This is a genomic window from Streptomyces violens (genome assembly GCF_000717745.1).
Classification (GTDB): Bacteria; Actinomycetota; Actinomycetes; order Streptomycetales; family Streptomycetaceae; genus Streptomyces; species Streptomyces violens.
Map to the genome: position 1 here is coordinate 67,777 of NZ_JOBH01000003.1, position 19,274 is coordinate 87,050.

19 protein-coding genes are annotated in these 19,274 nt (G+C 70.8%); 6 read left to right on the forward strand and 13 right to left on the reverse strand.

Annotated features, from left to right (window positions below; genetic code table 11):
* Positions 1 to 21 precede the first annotated feature (21 nt).
* The 5 genes from chvE (at position 22) to IF04_RS0106915 (ending at position 6,019) form a co-directional block, all read left to right on the forward strand.
* Positions 22 to 1,125, forward strand: coding sequence for a multiple monosaccharide ABC transporter substrate-binding protein (gene chvE / locus IF04_RS0106895; protein WP_030252449.1), 1,104 nt, complete (start codon positions 22 to 24; stop codon positions 1,123 to 1,125).
* A 32-nt stretch (positions 1,126 to 1,157) separates the two neighbouring features.
* Complete coding sequence (gene mmsA, locus IF04_RS0106900; protein ID WP_037958678.1) at positions 1,158 to 2,693, forward strand: multiple monosaccharide ABC transporter ATP-binding protein; 1,536 nt, start codon at positions 1,158 to 1,160, stop codon at positions 2,691 to 2,693.
* 8 nt (positions 2,694 to 2,701) lie between these two features.
* Positions 2,702 to 3,934 carry a multiple monosaccharide ABC transporter permease gene (mmsB, locus tag IF04_RS0106905; RefSeq protein ID WP_030252453.1) on the forward strand — a complete coding sequence of 411 codons (1,233 nt, stop codon included), beginning with the start codon at positions 2,702 to 2,704 and terminating at the stop codon, positions 3,932 to 3,934.
* 34 nt (positions 3,935 to 3,968) lie between these two features.
* Positions 3,969 to 5,132 carry an aldose epimerase family protein gene (locus IF04_RS0106910; protein WP_030252455.1) on the forward strand — a complete coding sequence of 388 codons (1,164 nt, stop codon included), beginning with the start codon at positions 3,969 to 3,971 and terminating at the stop codon, positions 5,130 to 5,132.
* Between the two features lie 80 nt (positions 5,133 to 5,212).
* Entirely contained in the window at positions 5,213 to 6,019 is an 807-nt protein-coding gene (locus IF04_RS0106915) for a pentapeptide repeat-containing protein (RefSeq protein WP_425428370.1), read from the forward strand.
* Positions 6,020 to 6,028: 9 nt separating this feature from the next.
* Here IF04_RS0106915 and IF04_RS0106920 read toward each other — a convergent pair whose 3' ends face one another.
* The 13 genes from IF04_RS0106920 to IF04_RS0106980 all read right to left on the reverse strand — a co-directional run bounded on the left by IF04_RS0106920 (position 6,029) and on the right by IF04_RS0106980 (position 17,894).
* Entirely contained in the window at positions 6,029 to 6,787 is a 759-nt protein-coding gene (locus IF04_RS0106920; protein ID WP_030252460.1) for a sirohydrochlorin chelatase, read from the reverse strand.
* A gap of 82 nt (positions 6,788 to 6,869) precedes the next feature.
* Positions 6,870 to 7,796, reverse strand: coding sequence for an ABC transporter permease (locus IF04_RS0106925; RefSeq protein WP_030252463.1), 927 nt, complete (start codon positions 7,794 to 7,796; stop codon positions 6,870 to 6,872).
* A complete protein-coding gene (locus IF04_RS0106930; RefSeq protein ID WP_030252465.1) occupies positions 7,783 to 8,586 on the reverse strand; it encodes an ABC transporter ATP-binding protein in 804 nt (267 codons plus the stop codon). Before IF04_RS0106930 ends, IF04_RS0106925 begins: the two co-directional genes overlap by 14 nt.
* A gap of 36 nt (positions 8,587 to 8,622) precedes the next feature.
* Positions 8,623 to 9,744, reverse strand: a complete 1,122-nt coding sequence (locus IF04_RS0106935) for an aliphatic sulfonate ABC transporter substrate-binding protein (protein WP_030252467.1) — start codon at positions 9,742 to 9,744, stop codon at positions 8,623 to 8,625.
* Positions 9,745 to 9,964: 220 nt separating this feature from the next.
* Positions 9,965 to 11,299 (reverse strand): sulfate adenylyltransferase subunit 1, encoded by a 1,335-nt coding sequence (locus IF04_RS0106945; protein WP_030252472.1) that lies wholly within the window; start codon positions 11,297 to 11,299, stop codon positions 9,965 to 9,967.
* 2 nt (positions 11,300 to 11,301) lie between these two features.
* Positions 11,302 to 12,255: a sulfate adenylyltransferase subunit CysD gene (gene cysD / locus IF04_RS0106950; protein ID WP_051830809.1), complete on the reverse strand. Its 954-nt coding sequence runs from the start codon at positions 12,253 to 12,255 to the stop codon at positions 11,302 to 11,304.
* Entirely contained in the window at positions 12,252 to 12,785 is a 534-nt protein-coding gene (gene cysC / locus IF04_RS0106955) for an adenylyl-sulfate kinase (protein WP_037800793.1), read from the reverse strand. Before cysC ends, cysD begins: the two co-directional genes overlap by 4 nt.
* Before the next feature lie 42 nt (positions 12,786 to 12,827).
* Entirely contained in the window at positions 12,828 to 13,547 is a 720-nt protein-coding gene (locus tag IF04_RS0106960) for a phosphoadenylyl-sulfate reductase (RefSeq protein ID WP_030252480.1), read from the reverse strand.
* Entirely contained in the window at positions 13,544 to 13,729 is a 186-nt protein-coding gene (locus tag IF04_RS0106965; protein WP_030252482.1) for an eL43 family ribosomal protein, read from the reverse strand. Before IF04_RS0106965 ends, IF04_RS0106960 begins: the two co-directional genes overlap by 4 nt.
* A 115-nt stretch (positions 13,730 to 13,844) precedes the next feature.
* The gene (locus tag IF04_RS0106970) at positions 13,845 to 15,536 is read right to left on the reverse strand and encodes a nitrite/sulfite reductase (protein WP_030252483.1); all 1,692 of its coding nucleotides are present in this window, start codon (positions 15,534 to 15,536) and stop codon (positions 13,845 to 13,847) included.
* A gap of 240 nt (positions 15,537 to 15,776) precedes the next feature.
* On the reverse strand, positions 15,777 to 15,860 hold the full coding sequence (locus IF04_RS40330) for a putative leader peptide (protein ID WP_351598321.1): 84 nt from the start codon (positions 15,858 to 15,860) through the stop codon (positions 15,777 to 15,779).
* A 131-nt stretch (positions 15,861 to 15,991) separates the two neighbouring features.
* Positions 15,992 to 16,558, reverse strand: coding sequence for a GNAT family N-acetyltransferase (locus IF04_RS0106975; RefSeq protein WP_030252484.1), 567 nt, complete (start codon positions 16,556 to 16,558; stop codon positions 15,992 to 15,994).
* A gap of 13 nt (positions 16,559 to 16,571) precedes the next feature.
* Positions 16,572 to 17,894: a GAF domain-containing protein gene (locus IF04_RS0106980; protein ID WP_030252485.1), complete on the reverse strand. Its 1,323-nt coding sequence runs from the start codon at positions 17,892 to 17,894 to the stop codon at positions 16,572 to 16,574.
* A gap of 326 nt (positions 17,895 to 18,220) precedes the next feature.
* Here IF04_RS0106980 and IF04_RS0106985 point away from each other — a divergent pair, with 326 nt between their 5' ends.
* Positions 18,221 to 19,261 (forward strand): YihY/virulence factor BrkB family protein, encoded by a 1,041-nt coding sequence (locus IF04_RS0106985; protein ID WP_211259773.1) that lies wholly within the window; start codon positions 18,221 to 18,223, stop codon positions 19,259 to 19,261.
* The last annotated feature ends 13 nt before the right edge of the window (positions 19,262 to 19,274 follow it).

Genomic DNA, 19,274 nt, shown 5'->3' on the forward strand with positions numbered 1-19,274 from the left:
CATCCGAAGGGAACCCCACCCATGCCCACCCGCAGACGAGCCGCCGCACTGGCCGCCGTCCTCCTCATCGGCTCGCTCACCGCCTGCGGTCAGGAGGCCCGCGGCGGCAGCCGCTACAAGCCCGACACGGGCAAGGGCGGCACCATCGGCCTGGCGATGCCCACCAAGTCCTCCGAGCGGTGGATAGCCGACGGCAAGAACATGGCCGAGCAGTTCAGGAAGGCCGGGTACAAGACCGACCTCCAGTACGGCGACGACAAGGTCGAGAACCAGGTCGCGCAGATCGAGAACATGATCACCAAGGGCCACCGGCTGCTGGTGGTCGCGGCGATCAACGGCTCCGCGCTCACCGAGGTCCTCCAGCGCGCGAACGATGCCGGCATCCCCGTGATCTCGTACGACCGGCTCATCCTGGGCACGCCGCACGTCGACTACTACGCGTCCTTCGACAACGAGAAGGTCGGCCGCCTCCAAGGCCAGTACATACTCGACCAGTTGAAGCTCAAGAAGCCCGACAAGAACGCGGGTGAGTCCTACAGCATCGAACTGTTCGCGGGCTCGCCCAACGACAACAACACGAAGTACTTCTGGGGCGGGGCCATGAAGGTCCTCAAGCCCTACTTCGACTCCGGACAGCTCGTCGTGCGCAGCAAGCAGACGAAGATGAACCAGGCCACCACGCAGGACTGGAACGGCGGCATCGCGCAGAAGCGCATGGACGACCTCATCAGCAAGAGCTACGGCGACCAGAAGGTCGACGCGGTCCTCTCGCCGTACGACGGAATGTCCCTCGGCATCATCTCCGCGCTGAAGAGCGCCGGTTACCGGGGAAAGGACCTGCCGGTGGTCACCGGGCAGGACGCCGAGCTGGCCTCGGTGAAGTCCATCATCCGCGGCGAGCAGACCCAGACGGTGTTCAAGGACACCCGCAAGCTCGCCCAGCAGGCCGTCCAGATGGGCGACGCACTGCTCACCGGCAAGAAGCCGGAGGTCAACAACACCACCGACTACGACAACGGCAAGCGGGTCGTCCCGGCCTACCTCCTGAACCCCGTCTCCGTCGACAAGTCCAACACCGAGCTCCTCGTGGACGAGGGCTACTTCACGGCGGGACAGCTCAAGTGACGGGCCGCGACGACGCCCGCCCCGTGCTGGAGATGCGCGGCATCACCAAGACCTTCCCCGGGGTCAAAGCCCTCTCCGACGTGACCCTGACCGTGCGGGCCGGCGAGATCCACGCCATCTGCGGGGAGAACGGCGCGGGCAAGTCGACGCTGATGAAGGTACTCAGCGGGGTGCATCCGCACGGCAGCTACGAGGGCGAGATCCGCTTCGCGGGCGAGCCGGTGGCCTTCAAGGACATCAACGCCAGCGAGCGGCGCGGCATCGTCATCATCCACCAGGAGCTGGCGCTCATCCCCTTCCTGTCCATCGCGGAGAACATCTTCCTCGGCAACGAGCAGGGCCGGCGCGGCTTCATCGACTGGCCCACCACCCTCAGCGGCGCCGCGAAGCTGCTCAAGCGGGTCGGACTGCACGAGAACCCGCAGACCCCCGTCGCCGACATCGGCGTCGGCAAGCAGCAGCTCGTCGAGATCGCCAAGGCGCTGTCGAAGGAAGTGCGGCTGCTCATCCTCGACGAGCCGACCGCGGCCCTCAACGACGAGGACAGCGCCACCCTGCTGGCCCTCATCCGCGAGCTGCGCGACCAGGGCATCGCCTGCATCATCATCTCCCACAAGCTCAACGAGATCCGGGAGATCGCCGACGCGGTGACGATCCTGCGCGACGGCCGCACCATCGAGACGCTGACCGTACGGGAGCGCCCCGAAGACGCGGCGGAGCTGTCCGAGGACCGCATCATCCGCGGCATGGTCGGCCGCGACCTGGACCACCGCTTCCCCGACCGCACCGCGTACGAGGGCGCGGACGCCGGTGAGACCGCGCTGACCGTACGCGACTGGAGCGTGCGGCACCCGGTCGACCGGACCCGCAAGGTCGTCGACGGCGCGTCGCTGACCGTACGGCGCGGCGAGATCGTCGGCATCGCGGGCCTGATGGGCGCGGGCCGGACAGAACTCGCGATGTCCGTCTTCGGCCGCTCGTACGGGATCCACGACGGCGGGACGGTGGCGGTCGGCGGCCGCGAGGTGAACACCGCGACCGTGCCCGCCGCCATCGCCGCCGGGATCGCGTACGTCACCGAGGACCGCAAGCAGTACGGCCTGAACCTCATCGACACCATCCACCGCAACATCTCGCTGGCCTCGCTGCGCGGCATGACGCGCCGGGGCGCCGTGGACGAACACCACGAGCGGTCCGTCGCCGAGCGCTACCGCACCTCGATGAACATCAAGGCGCCCACGGTCTTCGAGCAGGTGGGCCGGCTCTCCGGCGGCAACCAGCAGAAGGTCGTGCTCAGCAAGTGGATCCACGCCGACCCCGAGGTGCTGATCCTCGACGAGCCGACCCGCGGCATCGACGTCGGCGCCAAGTACGAGATCTACACCGTCATCGACCGGCTCGCGGCACAGGGCAAGGCGGTGCTCTTCATCTCCTCCGAACTGCCCGAACTGCTCGGCATGTGCGACCGGATCTACACGATGGCCGAGGGCCGGCTGACCGGTGAGGTCGCCCGCGCTGACGCCACGCAGGAAGTCCTGATGCGCCAGATGACCATGAACAGAAGCTGAGGCCCGCGATGACGACCACGACCACCCCACCCAAGGACTCCGACGCCGCGGCGCCGTCCGCCGTCCGCTCGGCCGGCGCGCTGCTGGTGCAGAGCGTGCGGAACAACATGCGCCAGTACGGCATGCTCACCGCGCTGGCCTTCATCGTCGTGCTGTTCCAGATATGGACCGACGGCACGCTGCTGCTGCCGAACAACGTCTCCAACCTGATCCAGCAGAACAGCTACATCCTGATCCTGGCCATCGGCATGATGATCGTCATCATCGCGGGCCACATCGACCTCTCCGTCGGCTCACTGGTCGCCTTCGTCGGCGCCATGTCCGCGGTGATGATGGTCAAACAGGACGTGCCCTGGGTGCTGGCGCTGGTGCTTTCACTGCTGATCGGCGCGGTCGCGGGCGCCTGGCAGGGCTTCTTCATCGCCTACGTCGGCATCCCGTCCTTCATCGTCACCCTGGCCGGCATGCTGCTCTTCCGCGGCCTGACGCAGATCGTGCTCGCGGGCCAGTCCATCGCCCCGTTCCCCGAGGGCTTCCAGAACCTCGCCAAGGGCTTCATCCCGGAGATGGGCCCGTACACCCAGTACCACAACCCCACCCTGCTCCTCGGGCTCGCCGCCGTCGTCTTCCTGCTGCTGCGCGAGTGGCGCGACCGGCGCCGCCAGCTCGCCCTGGAGCTGGACGTGCTGCCCACCGGGCTGTGGGTCACCAAGTGCGTCGCGCTCACCGCGGCCGTCGTCGCCTTCACCCTGACCCTGGCGAGCTTCCACGGCGTACCGGTCGTGATGCTGGTGATGTGCGCGCTGCTGCTCGCCCTCGGATACGTCATGCGCAACGCCGTGATCGGCCGCCATGTGTACGCGCTGGGCGGCAACAAGGCCGCGGCGAAGCTGTCCGGCGTGAAGGACAAGCGCGTCACCTTCCTGGTGTTCGTGAACATGGGCGTCCTCGCGGCGCTCGCGGGCTGTGTGTACGCGGCGCGACTGAACGCGGGTACCACGCAGGCCGGCCTGAACTTCGAACTGGAGGCGATCGCCGCCTCGTTCATCGGCGGCGCCTCGATGAGCGGTGGCGTCGGCACGGTGATGGGCGCCGTGATCGGCGGCCTCGTCCTCGGCGTCCTCAACAACGGCATGTCGCTCGTCGGCATCGGTACCGACTACCAGCAGGTCATCAAGGGGCTGGTGCTGCTCGCGGCGGTCGGCTTCGACATCTACAACAAGCGCAAGGCCGGTTCCTGACCCGTGCGCTTCCGGACTTCCCGAGGAGAGAGCGATGACGACCAGCAGACGTACCGTGATCGGCGCGGCGGCCGCCGGGCTCGCGGCGACCGCCGTGGGCACCGGACAGGCCTTCGCCGCGGCGCCCGCCGCAGGCGGCGGCCGCCCGCACAAGGAACACTTCGGCACCCTCCCCGACGGCACCCGCGTCGACCGCTGGACGGTGGAGAGCGGCGGTACCCGGCTCGGTGTGCTGTCCTACGGCGGCATCGTCCAGACCCTGGAGATCCCCGACCGCCACGGCCGCCGGGCCAATGTGTCGCTCGGTTTCGGCGAACTCGCCCCGTACCTCACCGCGGGCACGTACTTCGGCGCCCTCATCGGCCGTTACGGCAACCGCATCGCGCGCGGCACCTTCACCCTCGACGGGCGGACGTACCGCCTGCCCGTCAACGACGGCCCGAACAGCCTGCACGGCGGCGACCAGGGCTTCGACAAGCGGGTGTGGGACGTCGAGCCGTACACCGGCGGCGACGGCAGCGGTCTCACCCTGCGGCGCGTCAGTCCGGACGGTGAGATGGGCTATCCCGGCACCCTGACCGTCCGCGTCGACTACGTCCTCGACCGCCGCGGCGACCTGCGCATCGCGTACGAGGCGACGACGGACAAGGCGACGGTCGTCAATCTCACCAACCACACCTACTTCAATCTGGCGGGCGAGGGGAACGGTGACGTCCTCGGCCACACCCTGCGGATCGCCGCGTCCCGCTACACCCCCGTCGACGACACCCTCATCCCGACCGGCGAACTGCCGAAGGTGGCCGGCACGCCCTTCGACTTCCGGCGGGCCAAGCCGATCGGCCAGGACATCCGCCAGGGCCATCAGCAGCTCGTCTTCGGCGGCGGCTACGACCACAACTTCGCACTGGACAAGGGCGTCACGGCCACCCCCGAGCACGCGGTGACCCTCGCCCACCCGGCGTCGGGCCGCGTCATGGACATCACCACCACCGAGCCGGGCGTGCAGTTCTACAGCGGCAACGGGCTGGACGGCACGCTGCGCGGCACCTCGGGCGCGCTCTACCGCCAGGCCGACGGACTCTGCCTGGAGACCCAGCACTTCCCCGACTCGCCCAACCGGCCCTCCTTCCCCGCCACGGTGCTGCGCCCGGGGCAGACCTACCGGACGACGACCGTGCACCACTTCGGGGTGCGCTGAGGGGTGCGCTGAGGGGGGCGCTGAGGGGGCCGGCCGTGGGGGAGAATGGGAGTTCGACCCGCGGCAGGAGAATGAACCCGATGCCCTCAGCCGACCTCCAGGCGGACTGCGCACAGTGCTTCGGCCTGTGCTGCGTGGCGCTGCCCTTCGCCGCGTCGAACGACTTCGCGGTGAACAAGGACGCCGGTACGCCCTGCACCAACCTCCAGGCGGATTTCCGCTGCGGCATCCACGCACAGCTCCGGGACAAGGGCTTCCGCGGCTGCACGGTCTTCGACTGCTTCGGCGCGGGGCAGAGGGTCTCGCAGGTGACGTTCGGGGGACGGGACTGGCGGCAACACCCGGACAGCGCGCGGCAGATGTTCGCGGTCTTCCCCGTGATGCGGCAGCTGCACGAGATGCTCGCGTACGTGACGGAGGCGCTGGACCGGCCCGAGTGCCGGCCGGCGCACGCCGGGCTCCGCCGCGCGTCCCAGGACCTGGAAAGCCTCACGCTCAGCCCCGCCGAAGTGCTGGCGGAGCTGGACACCGAGGCGGTACGGCAGGAGGTCAACGCGCTGCTCCAGCGCGCCGGAGAGCTCGTACGGAACGCCGTCCCCGGCAAGAAGAAGAATCACCGCGGCGCCGACCTCTTCGGCGCCCGGCTGAACAAAGCGAAGCTCCGGGGCGCATCCCTCCGGGGCGCGTGCCTGATCGCGGCCGACCTGTCGGGCGCCGACCTCCGCTCCGCCGACCTGATAGGCGCCGACCTCCGGGACGCGGACCTGAGCGGCGCCGACCTGACCGGCGCCGTCTTCCTCACCCAGGCGCAGCTCAACGCGGCCAGGGGCGACGCGCGGACCAGGCTGCCCGCGCCCCTCGTACACCCCGCCCACTGGCAGGCGTAGTCACCCAGGTCAGGCCGTCAGCGCCGGCGCCGGCCGCCGCAGCGTCTCCGCGTACCGCAGCGCCAGCAGCTGCGCCAGCTCCGGCGCCGGGCCCAGTACATCGGCGAGCAGATCGGCGCCCGCCTCCCGGGCCCCGGCCACGATGCGGTCCGGCAGCCGGCCCGGCGCGATGACGTACGGCGCGACGGCGATCCGCGCCACGCCTTCCGCCCGCAGTTCCCGTACGGCGTCCTCCGTACGGGGAAGGGATGCGGAGGCGAACGCAGGCCGCACGGCATACCAACCAGTGGTACGCCGCCACTCCCGCGCGATTTCAGCGATCACTGCGATCGCCTCCGGGTCTGAAGAGCCCGCCGAGGCCAGTACGACCCCGGTCGAGGCACGGTCGGCGGGGGAGAGCCCCGCCTCGGTGAGCCGCCGCTCCAGCGCGCCCACCAGCAGCGGCGCCGGACCGAGGACCTCCGCCTGCTGGACGTTCAGGCGGGGCAGCCGCGCGCAGGTCTCGCGCAGCACCGAAGGGATGTCGGTCTTGGCGTGGAAGGCACGGGTGAGCAGCAGCGGCTGCGCCACCACCTCCCGTACGCCGTCCGCGTGCAGCCGCTCCAGCACCTGCGGCACGCTCGGCGCGTTGAAGTCCAGGTAACCGACCTCGACGCGCAGTTCCGGGTGGAGCGCCCGGACCCGCTCGCACAGCGCGCCGACGGTCGCCGCGTGCCGCGGGTCCCGGCTGCCGTGCGCGACGACCAGCAGTGCCGGCCGCTCGCGCAGCCCGCACCGCCCGGCGGCCGAGGCGGTGCCGGTGGTGGGGGCGAGCAGATGGGGTCGCATGGCGGTTCCGTTCGGGAAGGTGTCAGCGGGCGTTGGGGAGCAGTCCGCGGCTGCGCAGCACGCGGCGCTCGATGGGGGCGAAGATCAGCAGCTCGATGCCGATGCCGACGATCAGGATGAGCAGGATCGCGGCGAGTACGAGGGACATGTCCGAGCCCACCCGGCCCTGGTCCAGCAGCTGGCCCAGGCCCGCGCCCAGGTCGGGCGAGGTGGCGATCAGCTCGGCGGCCATCAGCGAGCGCCAGGAGAACGCCCAGCCCTGCTTCAGGCCGGAGATGTAGCCGGGCAGCGCGGCGGGCAGCAGGACGTGCCGTACGCCCTTCATGCCGGTCGCGCCGATCGTGCGGCCCGCGCGCAGGAAGAGCGGCGGAATCTGGTCCACGCCCGAGATCAGGCCGTTGGCGATGGACGGCACCGCGCCCAGCAGCACGACCGCGTAGATCGTGGCGTCGGTGATACCGAACCAGATGATCGCGGCGGGCACCCAGGCCACCGACGGCAGCGACTGCAGACCGGAGAGGATCGGGCCGATCGCCGCGCGCACCGGGCGGACCCGGGCCACCAGCAGGCCCAGCGGCGTGCCGATGACGAGCGAGGCGGCGAAGCCGAGCGCGCCGCGCGAGACCGACTCCCACACGTAGCTGAGGAGCGTGCCCTCCAGCCACTTCTCCCGCAGCGAGCCCCAGACGTCCAGCGGGCTGGGCAGCTGGTAGTGCGCCTTGAGCTCGAAGTGGTAGGCGAGCTGCCACAGGGCCAGCACGATCAGGACGGCGACGACGGGCGGCACGACCTTGGAGAGCAGCGTGCGCAGCACGGGCGGGCGGCTGACGGCCTGCGTCTCCAGCGCGTCGAGCCCGGCCTCCAGCCCCGCGGTCTCGGCCCCGCGCGCGCCCGCCGCCTTGGCGTCGGCCGCGTTGCGGGTCTCGGTGGTGGTCTCAGTGCTGGCCATGGCGGCGGATCTCCCCACGGAGCTGTTCGGTGATCTCTACGGAGAGCTCGGCGACGGCGGCGTCCTCGATGCGGCGCGGCTGCGGAATGTCGACCTCCCACGTCCGGGCGATGCGCCCGGGCCGGGAGGACAGCAGGATGACGCGCTCCGCCAGCCGGACCGCCTCGCGGACGTTGTGCGTGACGAAGAGGACCGAGAGGTTGGTCGCTTCCCAGATGCGGGTCAGCTCGTCGTGCAGCACGTCACGGGTGATGGCGTCCAGCGCGGCGAACGGCTCGTCCATCAGCAGCAGTCCGCTGTCCTGGGCGAGCGCGCGGGCCATCGCGACCCGCTGCCGCATACCGCCGGACAGCTCGTGCACGCGCTTGCCGTACGCGCCCTTCAGCCGTACCAGCTCCAGCAGCCGTTCGGCCTCGTCGCGGCGGTCGGCGCGCGGCGTACCGCGCAGCTTCAGGGCCAGTTCGATGTTCTTGCCGGCGGTGAGCCAGGGGAAGAGCGCGTGCTCCTGGAACATCAGCGCCGGGCGGCTGCCGGGCACGTCGATGGTCCCCGCGGTCGGCTTGTCGAGCCCCGCGACGAGGTTGAGCAGCGTGGACTTGCCGCAGCCCGACGCGCCCAGGAGGCAGACGAATTCGCCCGGCGCGACATCGACCGTGATGTCGTCCAGTACGTGCTGCTGCGCGCCGGGGCGGCCGAAGGACTTCGAGACGTGGTCGATACGCGCCGCGTAGGGCGCCGGCTCGTCAATGCCGGCCGTGGCGGCCTGCTGGGTGAGGGTAGGGGTCGTCATCGGTGTCACCTCCTGGGGACCGTACGGATCGATCGGTTACTGCGCGCCGAGTCCGGCGGCGCCGACCGGGGGCCTGCCCTCGGCCTTGAGGACCTTGTTGAGCAGCCGGAGGTCGTAGATGCCGTGCAGGTCGGGCTTCTTGAGCAGCCCGGACGTGACCGCGTGCTGCGCCTCGTCCTTGAGGGTGGCGGCCAGCGGGTCGTCGGTGACCTCGACGTTGCGGAAGGCGGAGTTGAGCACCTTGTCGGGCAGCCGGGTGCCGGAGACCTTGGGATCGGCGAGCGAGGCGTTGACCGCCTGGGCGGCCTCGCCCGGGTGGCCCTTGATCCAGTCGTTGGTCTTCAGCGAGCCGCGCAGCACCGCCTCGACGGCCTTGGGGTGCTCCTTGAGGAACTGCTTGCGGACGATGATGTTCGTGATGACGAACTTCCCGTCCTTCCAGAGCTGCTTCTCGTCCAGCAGCGTGCGGCCGCCCTCGGCGACCAGCTTGGACGCGGTCGGCTCGGGCACCCACGCGCCGTCCACGCCGCCCTGCCGGAAGGTGTTCGGGATCTCCTTGTTGTCCTGCCGGAGGACCCCGACCTCGCCCTTACCGGTGTCCGGGTCGACCTCGTAACCCTTCTCGTGCAGGTAGTTCAGGAGCGCGACGTCCTGGGTGTTGCCGAGCTGCGGGGTGGCGATCCGCTTGCCCTTCAGGTCCTTGAGGGACTTGATCTTCTTGGGGTTCACGACCAGGGAGACACCGCCGGAGGCCGAGCCGCCGATGATCTTCAGGTTGTTGCCGTGCGACTGCACGTACCCGTTGATCGCGGGCGAAGGCCCGATCCAGCCGATGTCGATCGTCCCGGCGTTCAGCGCCTCGATCTCCGCGGGGCCCGCGTTGAAGATGTACGGCTTGACCTGCGTGCCGCCCAGCTCCTTCTGGATGAAGCCCTTCTGCCGGTCCACCATCGGCGTCGCGTGCGTGACGTTGCCGAAGTACCCGATCCGTACCGAGCCCAGGCCGTCCGTCTTCGGGCCCTTCGCGGCCACCGGCTTGGTGCTCTTCGGCGCCTTGGACCCGTAACCGCAGGCCCCCAGCGCCCCGATCAGCAGCGGGACGGTGGCGGCCGCCGCCAGCAGGCGGCGGGCGGTGGAGCGGGGGCGAGCGGCAGGCAGCACGGGAGGGGTTCCTCTCGGTGGGCCGGGGCGGTACGCGCCCCTTGGCTAGGGCGCGCCCGGCAGGTCAGGTGGTCTTCGGAAGGGCCTTGCGGGCAGGGCGGAGCGGAGCGGGGTCAGCGCACACATCGGCCGACTCCGCCCTGCCCGCTGCCGAGGGCTCCGCTGCCGATCCGGCCGCCCTCCTTCGCGAACGTCGAGAACGCCTCGCCCGCCATGACTAGAAGTCCCAGCCCTCGTCGTCGGCCTCGGTCTTCACCGGCTCCGGCGCGGCGAAGGACTCGCCGACCATGCCCGCGGTGAGCGTGGTGCCGTCGTTCGGGTCGATCAGGATGAACGAGCCGGTGCGCCGCGAGTCGGCGTAGGCGTCGACCGGCAGCGGCTCGGCGGTACGGATCTTGACGCGGCCGATGTCGTTGGCGACCAGCTGACCCGGGTGCGGGTGCAGCGACAGGTCGTCGAGGGTCAGCCGGGACGGGATGTCCTTGACGATCGCCTTGACCGTACGGGTGCCGTGCTTGAGCAGGACCCGGTGGCCGACGGTGAGCGCCTGGTCGGCGACGTGGCACACGGTCGCTTCGATGTCCTGGGTGGCCGTGGGCGCGTCGGGGGTCGGCACGATCAGGTCGCCGCGCGAGATGTCGATGTCGTCCTCCAGCAGGAGGGTGACCGACTGCGGGGTCCAGGCGACGTCGACCGGCTTGCCGAGCAGGTCGATCCCGGAGATCTTCGAGGTCTTGCCGGAGGGCAGGACGGTCACCGGGTCGCCGACGCGGAACGTGCCGGCCGCGATCTGGCCCGCGTAACCGCGGTAGTCGGGGAGCTCGGCGGTCTGCGGGCGGATCACGACCTGCACGGGCAGCCGGGCGTGGCAGTGCGCCAGGTCGTGGCTGACCGCGACGGTCTCCAGGTGCTCCAGGACCGTCGGGCCGCCGTACCAGTCCATGTTCGCGGACGCATCCACGACGTTGTCACCGGCGAGCGCGGAGATCGGGATCGCGGTGATCTCGGGGACGCCCAGCTCGCCGGCGTACGCGGTGAACTCCTCGGCGATCTTCGCGAAGACCGTCTCCTCGTAGTCGACGAGGTCCATCTTGTTGACGGCGAGGACGACATGCGGGACGCGCAGCAGCGCGGCGACCGCGGCGTGCCGACGGGTCTGCTCGACGACACCGTTACGGGCGTCGACCAGCACCACCGCCAGCTCGGCGGTCGAGGCGCCGGTGACCATGTTGCGGGTGTACTGCACATGGCCCGGGGTGTCGGCGAGGATGAACCGCCGCCGGGGCGTGGCGAAGTAGCGGTAGGCGACATCGATGGTGATGCCCTGCTCGCGCTCGGCGCGCAGCCCGTCGGTGAGCAGCGCCAGGTCGGGCGCTTCCTGACCGCGGTTGCGGGAGGCGTGCTCGACGGCCTCCAGCTGGTCGGTGAGGACCGACTTGGAGTCGTGCAGCAGCCGCCCCACCAGGGTCGACTTTCCGTCGTCGACGGAGCCGGCGGTGGCGAACCGCAGCAGGGTGGTGGCCGCGAGATCCTCGGTGGTGATCGTGCTCATGGTTAGAAGTACCCCTCGCGCTTGCGGTCTTCCATCGCGGCCTCGGACATCTTGTCGTCGGCCCGGGTCGCGCCCCGCTCGGTGAGTCGGGAGGCGGCGATCTCGGTGATCACGGCGTCCAGCGTCGTCGCGTCGGAGTCGACGGCGCCGGTGCAGGACATGTCGCCGACGGTGCGGTAGCGGACCTGGCGGGTCTCGACGGTCTCGTCGTCCTTGGGACCGCCCCACTCGCCGGCCGTCAGCCACATGCCGCTGCGCCGGAAGACCTCACGCTTGTGGGCGAAGTAGATCTGGGGCAGTTCGATGCCCTCGCGGGCGATGTACTGCCATACGTCCAACTCGGTCCAGTTGGACAGCGGGAACACGCGGACGTGCTCGCCGGGAGCGTGCCGGCCGTTGTAGAGCTGCCACAGCTCGGGGCGCTGACGGCGCGGGTCCCACTGCGAGAACTCGTCGCGCAGCGAGAACACCCGCTCCTTGGCCCGGGCCTTCTCCTCGTCGCGCCGCCCGCCGCCGAACACGGCGTCGAAGCGGTGCTGCTGGATGGCCTCGGTCAGCGGCACGGTCTGCAGCGGGTTACGGGTGCCGTCCGGGCGCTCCTTGAGGGCGCCGCGGTCGATGTACTCCTGTACGGACGCGACGTGCAGCCGCAGCCCGTGCTTCTCGACCGTACGGTCCCGGTACTCCAGGACCTCCGGGAAGTTGTGCCCCGTGTCCACGTGCAGCAGGGAGAACGGCACCGGCGCGGGCGCGAACGCCTTGAGCGCCAGGTGCAGCATGACGATGGAGTCCTTGCCGCCGGAGAAGAGGATCACCGGCCGCTCGAACTCGCCCGCCACCTCGCGGAAGATGTGCACCGCCTCCGACTCCAGCGCGTCCAGGTGGGACAGCGCGTACGGAGAGTCGTCGCCCTCCGGGGTCGGGCCGGTACCGGTGATGGCCGTTGCCGTCGTCATGCCAGTCCCCTTTCGGTGAGCAGCGCGTGCAGCGCCGCCGCGGACTCCTGCACGGTCTGGGTGTGCGACTCGATCCGCAGATCGGGCGACTCGGGGGCCTCGTACGGATCGTCGACGCCGGTCAGCCCGGAGATCTCGCCCGCCGCCTGCTTGGCGTACAGGCCCTTCACATCGCGCTCGGAGCACACCTCGACGGGCGTCGCCACGTGCACCTCCAGATACGCGGTGCCCTCGGTCTGGTGGCGCTTGCGCACCGCCTCCCGGCTGTCCGCGTACGGCGCGATCACCGGCACCAGCGCCTTGACGCCGTTGCTGGCCAGCAGCTCGGCGACGAAGCCGATGCGCTGGACGTTGGTGTGCCGGTCCTCCCGGCTGAAGCCGAGGCCCGCGGAGAGGAATTCCCGGATCTCGTCGCCGTCGAGCACCTCGACGCGGTGGCCCTCGCCGCGCAGCTTCCCGGCCAGTTCGTGCGCGATGGTCGTCTTGCCCGCGCTCGGCAGACCGGTCAGCCAGATCGTGGCGCCCGTCATGGATATCTCCTGAGTGTCCGTCATCGTGCTTGTCACTGCCGGTTATCCGTGCAGTCCGCACTCGGTCTTGTTGCTGCCGGCCCAGCGGCCGGCCCTGACGTCCTCGCCCTCCAGCACGCGCCGCGTGCAGGGGGCGCAGCCGACCGAGGCGTAGCCGTCCTGGAGCAGCGGGTTGGTGAGCACGCCGTGCTCGTTCACGTAGGCGTCCACGTCGGCCTGCGTCCACTTGGCGATCGGCGAGACCTTCACCTTCTGCCGCTTGGCGTCCCAGCCGACGACCGGGGTGTTCGCCCGGGTGGGCGACTCGTCCCGGCGCAGTCCGGTGGCCCACGCGTCGTACGAAGTCAGGCCCTCCTCAAGGGGCTTGACCTTGCGCAGTGCGCAGCACAGGTCGGGGTTGCGGTCGTGCAGCTTCGGTCCGTGCTCGGCGTCCTGCTCGGCGACTGTCTGACGCGGCGTCAGGGTGATGACGTTGACGTCCATCACCTCGGCGACCGCGTCCCGGGTACCGAGGGTCTCCGGGAAGTGGTAGCCGGTGTCCAGGAAGACCACGTCCACGCCGGGGAAGGCACGCGAGGCCAGGTGCGCGACGACCGCGTCCTCCATCGAGGAGGTGACGCAGAAGCGCGGACCGAAGGTCTCGGCGGCCCACTTGAGGATCTCCAGCGCCGAGGCGTCCTCCAGGTCGCGGCCCGCCTGCTCGGCGAGCGCCTGAAGGTCTTCGGCGCGTGCGGTCTGCTGGGCGTCGGTTGCGGTGGTCACTGCGTACCTCCGTCGTTGGCGGGGGAGTTGGCGGCGGTCCCCGGGGCCAGCAGGCCCAGGAACTTCAGCCGGAACCCACGGCTGCAGGACCGGCATTCCCAGGCTCCATGGCCCTCCTCGGAGGGCCGCAGGTCCTCGTCCCCGCAGTAGGGGCAGAAGAACGGCGCTGCTCGCTCACTCACCGTGCCTCCCGCTCAGCCTCGACGCGCTCTGTGGCGCTGGCTTCCTTCGTCACTGCTCGTTCCTTCGTCACTGCGCGGCTCCTCAGTCCAGCCAGCGCCGCGCGCCGAGGCTCGCTCACTTGAGAGCACCCTCTTCCGCACGGGCCGCCCACTGGGCGAACCGCTCGCCGTCGGTGCGCTCCGCCTCGAAGTTGCGCAGCACCCGCTCGACGTAGTCGGGGAGTTCATCGGCGGTGACCTTCAGGCCGCGGACCTTGCGGCCGAAGCCGGCCTCCAGGGCCAGCGCGCCGCCCAGGTGCACCTGGTAGCCCTCGACCTGGTTGCCGTCGTCGTCCAGGACCAGCTGGCCCTTGAGACCGATGTCCGCGACCTGGATACGGGCGCAGGCGTTCGGGCAGCCGTTGAGGTTGATGGTGACCGGCTCCTGGAAGTCCGGCATCCGGCGCTCCAGCTCGTCGATGAGGGACGCGCCGCGGCCCTTGGTCTCGACGATGGCCAGCTTGCAGAACTCGATGCCGGTGCAGGCCATCGTGCCGCGCCGGAAGGGCGACGCCTTGACCTGGAAGTCCAGCGCCTCCAGCCCGGCGACCAGCGAGTCGACCTGGTCCTCGGTCACGTCGAGGATGATCATCTTCTGCTCGACGGTGGTGTTCAGCCGGTCCGAGCCGTGCTCGGCGGCCAGCTCGGCGAGCTTGGTGAGGGTCTTGCCGTCGACGCGGCCGACGCGCGGCGCGAAGCCCACGTAGAAGCGGCCGTCCTGCTGCTGGTGGACGCCGATGTGGTCGCGCCACTTGGAGGAGGGCTCCTCGGGCGCGGGCCCGTCGACCAGCTTCCGCTTCAGGTACTCGTCCTCCAGCACCTGCCGGAACTTCTCGACGCCCCAGTCGGCGACCAGGAACTTCAGGCGGGCGCGGTTGCGCAGCCGGCGGTAGCCGTAGTCACGGAAGATGCCGACGACCCCGGCCCACACGTCCGCGACCTCGTCCAGCGGGACCCAGGTGCCCAGTCGCTGGGCGAGCTTCGGGTTGGTGGACAGACCGCCGCCGACCCAGAGGTCGAAGCCGGGGCCGTGCTCGGGGTGGTTGACGCCCACGAAGGCCACGTCGTTGATCTCGTGGACCACATCCTGGACAGGGGATCCCGAGATCGCGGTCTTGAACTTGCGCGGCAGGTTGGAGAACTCCTTGCTGCCGATGTAGCGCTCGTGGATCTCGTGCACGGCCGGGGTGCCGTCGATGATCTCGTCGGCGGCGATGCCGGCCACCGGGGAGCCGATGATCACACGCGGGCAGTCGCCGCACGCCTCGGTCGTGGACAGCCCGACGCTCTCGAGCTTCTCCCAGATGGCGGGGACGTCCTCGATGCGGATCCAGTGCAGCTGGATGTTCTGCCGGTCGGTGATGTCCGCGGTGCCGCGGGCGTACTGCTCGGAGACCTCGCCGATCGCGCGCAGCTGGGCGACGGTCAGCCGGCCGCCGTCCACGCGGACGCGCAGCATGAAGTACTTGTCGTCCAGCTCCTCCGGCTCCAGGACCGCGGTCTTGCCGCCGTCGATGCCGGGTTTGCGCTGGGTGTAGAGGCCCCACCAGCGCATCCGTCCGCGCAGGTCCTGGGGGTCGATCGAGTCGAAGCCGCGCTTGGAGTAGATCGTCTCAATGCGTGTCCGCACATTGAGACCGTCGTCGTCCTTCTTGAACTGCTCGTTGCCGTTGAGCGGAGTGAAGTGACCAACGGCCCACTGTCCCTCGCCGCGGTGGCGTCCGGCCTTGCGGCGGGTCGTGGCGGGGCGTTCCGGAGTGGCGGCCATGGTGATACGTCCTTCTCGGCGGCTGCAGTGAAATGTGGGCTGATGCGGTTTCAGGCCGGGTGCACCCACTGTGACCTGCGAAGACATGCCGGATCGCGACGCGTGGAAGCGCGCCTTGGCATGACTTGCCGGATCAGGGGTGGTCGCACGTCCGCGACGATGGGGACGGCGGGAAAGTCGGTGGAGCTGGGTGCTGTCAGGGGTTACCGGTCAGAGTCGCCGACCCCTGTGGGTACAGCGTCAGCGCGCCTGACAGATGGCGCTGGACACGCGCGCAAGGTCGACGTGGCGCCGACTCACCAAGGCAATTCCAGCTCGAGACATGACGGAAGCGTGTCACGACGGTCTTGGACCAGTCCACCATCGTCCAAAATGCGGACGAGTATGTCTTGAAGGGTGAGACATTGTGGCGCCGGTCACGTTCCGCTTGGTGTGACCGGCGCCCGTGGTGCGACTCAGGCGCCAGGCCAGGGGCCCGGCGCCGCCGCCTCGGGTTCCTCCGTCACGGTCGTGTCGTACACCCGGAACCCGCGGCGCTGGTAGTTGGCCATCGCATACTCGCCGTCCTTGCTGCAGGTGTGCACCCACACCCGCTTCGTCCGCTCGCACTCCGGCCGGCGATCGGCCAGGTCCCAGGCGCGCGCGATGCCGTACGAGAGCAGGTGGCCGCCGATCCGCCGGCCGCGGAACGCCGGTATCAGGCCGAAGTAGACGATCTCCACCGACGCGTCCGGCCGGGCCTGCAGCTCGATGAATCCAGCTGGCGTCCCCCGCTCGTACGCCACCCAGGTCTCCGTGCCGGGCTGCCCCAGGTGCTCCGCCCACTCCGCGTAGGTCCACGGCAGCCGGTCCGTCCAGGTCACGTCCCCGCCCACCGCCGTATAGAGGAACCGGCTGAACTCGGGCAGCGGCGTCCCGGACAGTACGACCCGGACCTCCTGCTCGGCGGGCGGCTCGGCGGCGGGCACGAGGTCCGCGGGGGAGGTCTGTTCCAGATACCAGGTGGTGACAGTCTCGGTCATGGCCGTCACCCAATCATGTGGAGTGCGCATCCGGCCCTCCGGTACCGGCTCGTGCCGCCACCACCGAAGGCGCCGTGGAGTGGGGGAGGAGGTCCGGCGCGCGGGGCGGGCGGCGGAGGTCGACGTGGACCTCGTCGGCGAAGCGGTACGGGCGGTGCGAGAGGACGCAGCCGAGTGTGCGGCGCAGCCGGGAGAGCTCCGCACGGACCGTCGCCGTGCGGCGGGCGTCGCCGAACAGATCGCGGGCCAGCTGCGCCGAGGTACGGCCCTCGGGGTGCACGGCCAGGGTGAACAGCAGCTCGGCGTGGCGCGGGCTCAGCTCGTGCGTCCAGCTGCCGGCCGGGCCGCCGACCGTCACCGTCCAGCCGGCCCGGCCGCTGAGGTCCAGCACCACCCGGCTCGGTGCGGGCCCCGGCGGCCCGTCCTCCCCGATCCGTACCAGCCAGCCGCCCGGCAGCGGCTCCAGCACGCAGGCGCCGTACCGCGGCAGCCACACCGGGCCGGCCTGCGGCGACCGGGGCAGCGCGAGCCGGGCGGGCGGCGCCGTGCCGGTGGCCGCGGCGGTCCAGCCGTCCCGGTCCACGGCCAGCGCCCGCCCGCCGAGCCGGGCGAGCAGCGGCGCGGCGCTCGTCCGCAGCCGGTCCAGCGCGGCCAGGTGCCGGGTGCGCTCCTCGCACTCGGCGAGCCGGGCGACCGCCGTGACCAGTGAGAGCGTGGTGGGGTGGAAGGAGTGCGCGGGGCCGCTGAGGTCCACCACGCCCAGCAGCCGCCCGTCGCGCGGGTCGTGCAGCGGCGCCCCGGCGCAGGTCCACTGGTGGTGGGTGCGGACGTAGTGCTCGGCGGAGTGCACCAGGACCGGGGCGCGGGTGACCAGCGCGGTACCGATGCCGTTCGTGCCGACCACGTCCTCGGTCCAGTCGGCGCCCGGTTCAAACCCGTGCCGGTCGGCCATCCGGCGCACCGGCGCCGCGCCGTCGCGCCACAGCACCCGGCCCTCGGGGTCGGTCACCACCAGGATCTGCTGCGCGGCGTCCGCGGCGGGCAGGAGGTGGGAGTGCAGTACGGGCAGCAGCCGCAGCAGCTGCGAGCGGGCTCGGCGCTCCTCGAGCTCGGCCAGGGACAGCGGCCGCGCGCGGCGGTCCCGGTCCGGGTCGAGGCCGGTGCCGATGACCCGCCGCCAGGATTCGCCGATCACGCTGCGGGGGCCGTCGGGCGGTTCGTCCCCCGCGAGGGTGGCCTCCCGTACGGAAGCCAGCCGACGGGCCGCTTCCCGGGAGTCCAGCGCCGCTGCCAGGACGGGGGTCTGGGTCCTGTCGTGGTGCCGTGTGCTCAACATCGCTCCGCTTGTGCTGTTTTGGGGTAACGCCGCGGCCCATCGTGCCGGGGCCGGGGCCCGGCGGAGTGCGGAATCGGCAGATCCATTGCAACGTCGTGCAACGGTTGCCGCTCCCGGTACGAGCGGAAAGGCTGAGCGCGAGCCGTTTCCGTACGCCGGGGACCGGGCCGTCGTACCGGCCCGTCCTCGCCAGGGCCGGCCACCCCCGTCGGAAGCGGTGCCGAGTCGGCGCGGCACCGCTTCCGCGCGGCGCCGGCTGCCGGCCCGGCCCCCTTGCGCGGCGCAACGTCATGGGCCGTCGCCGCCCCGCCGGATACGGTGGCGAGGTGCAGCCAGCGAACGAACCAGCCGAGCACCCCACGGGCCGTCTGCACAGGGCTCGCGTCCTGTACCGCCATGTATCGAAACGCCGCCTCGGGTGGCTGCTGCTCAAGGACACCGTGCACTCCTGCGTGGAGTACCGCGTCACCGGCCTCGCCGCCGAAGCCGCCTTCTTCTGCCTGCTCTCGCTGCCCCCGCTGTTCCTCGGACTCCTCGGGCTGCTGGGCTATCTGGAGCCGTGGATCGGCCACGACACCATCGACACCATCCGGGCGAACACCCTCACCGCGGCCGCGACCGTGCTGTCCGACAAGGGCGTCGACGAGATCGCCCGGCCGCTGCTGGACGACATCTTCCGCGGCGGCCGCCCCGACGTCATCTCGATCGGCTTCGCCATCGCCCTGTGGTCGGGCTCGCGCGCGCTGAACGTCTTCGTCGACACCATCACGATCATGTACGGCCTGGAGGGCAAGCGCGGCATCGTCGCCACCCGCCTGCTGGCGTTCTTCCTCTACCTCGTCGCCCTCGTGCTCGGCGCGGTCGCGCTGCCCCTGATGGTCGCGGGCCCGGACACGGTGGTGTATCTCCTGCCCGCCAGCGAGGACGCCGTCCGGGCGCTGTACTGGCCGGTCGTCCTGCTGGTCTCGGTCGCCTTCCTGACCACGCTGTACCACGTGTCCGTACCGGTCCGGTCGCCCTGGCGGGAGGACATCCCCGGCGCGGTGGTCGCGCTCGCGATGTGGCTGCTGGGCAGCCTGTTGCTGCGCGTCTACCTCGCCTCGACGGTCGAGGGCCCGACGATCTACGGCTCACTCGCCGCCCCCGTCGCGGTCCTCCTGTGGATCGGCGTCTCGGCCTTCGCGGTACTGGTCGGCGCGGCGGTCAACGCGGCCCTGGACCGCGTCTGGCCCTCCCTCGCCACGGCGGCCGGCCGCGCGGAACGCGAGAAACGCCGCCGCGCGGAGGCGGAACCGCTGCGCGAGGCGCGGGAGGAGGCGGAGGACGCGGACGAGCTGGACGACGGGCCGGGGCCGGAGAAGGAGTGACGGTGCGTCATGG

Coding starts and splice junctions, on each gene's coding strand:
- cysD (WP_051830809.1), bottom strand. CDS start 12,255: ATGACGACGGCAACGGCCATCACCGGTACCGGCCCGACCCCGGAGGGC.
- IF04_RS0106980 (WP_030252485.1), bottom strand. CDS start 17,894: ATGTTGAGCACACGGCACCACGACAGGACCCAGACCCCCGTCCTGGCA.
- IF04_RS0106975 (WP_030252484.1), bottom strand. CDS start 16,558: ATGACCGAGACTGTCACCACCTGGTATCTGGAACAGACCTCCCCCGCG.
- IF04_RS0106945 (WP_030252472.1), bottom strand. CDS start 11,299: ATGAGCACGATCACCACCGAGGATCTCGCGGCCACCACCCTGCTGCGG.
- IF04_RS0106910 (WP_030252455.1), top strand. CDS start 3,969: ATGACGACCAGCAGACGTACCGTGATCGGCGCGGCGGCCGCCGGGCTC.
- IF04_RS0106930 (WP_030252465.1), bottom strand. CDS start 8,586: ATGACGACCCCTACCCTCACCCAGCAGGCCGCCACGGCCGGCATTGAC.
- IF04_RS0106925 (WP_030252463.1), bottom strand. CDS start 7,796: ATGGCCAGCACTGAGACCACCACCGAGACCCGCAACGCGGCCGACGCC.
- mmsB (WP_030252453.1), top strand. CDS start 2,702: ATGACGACCACGACCACCCCACCCAAGGACTCCGACGCCGCGGCGCCG.
- chvE (WP_030252449.1), top strand. CDS start 22: ATGCCCACCCGCAGACGAGCCGCCGCACTGGCCGCCGTCCTCCTCATC.
- IF04_RS0106915 (WP_425428370.1), top strand. CDS start 5,213: ATGCCCTCAGCCGACCTCCAGGCGGACTGCGCACAGTGCTTCGGCCTG.
- cysC (WP_037800793.1), bottom strand. CDS start 12,785: ATGACGGGCGCCACGATCTGGCTGACCGGTCTGCCGAGCGCGGGCAAG.
- IF04_RS0106970 (WP_030252483.1), bottom strand. CDS start 15,536: ATGGCCGCCACTCCGGAACGCCCCGCCACGACCCGCCGCAAGGCCGGA.
- mmsA (WP_037958678.1), top strand. CDS start 1,158: ATGCGCGGCATCACCAAGACCTTCCCCGGGGTCAAAGCCCTCTCCGAC.
- IF04_RS40330 (WP_351598321.1), bottom strand. CDS start 15,860: ATGTCTCGAGCTGGAATTGCCTTGGTGAGTCGGCGCCACGTCGACCTT.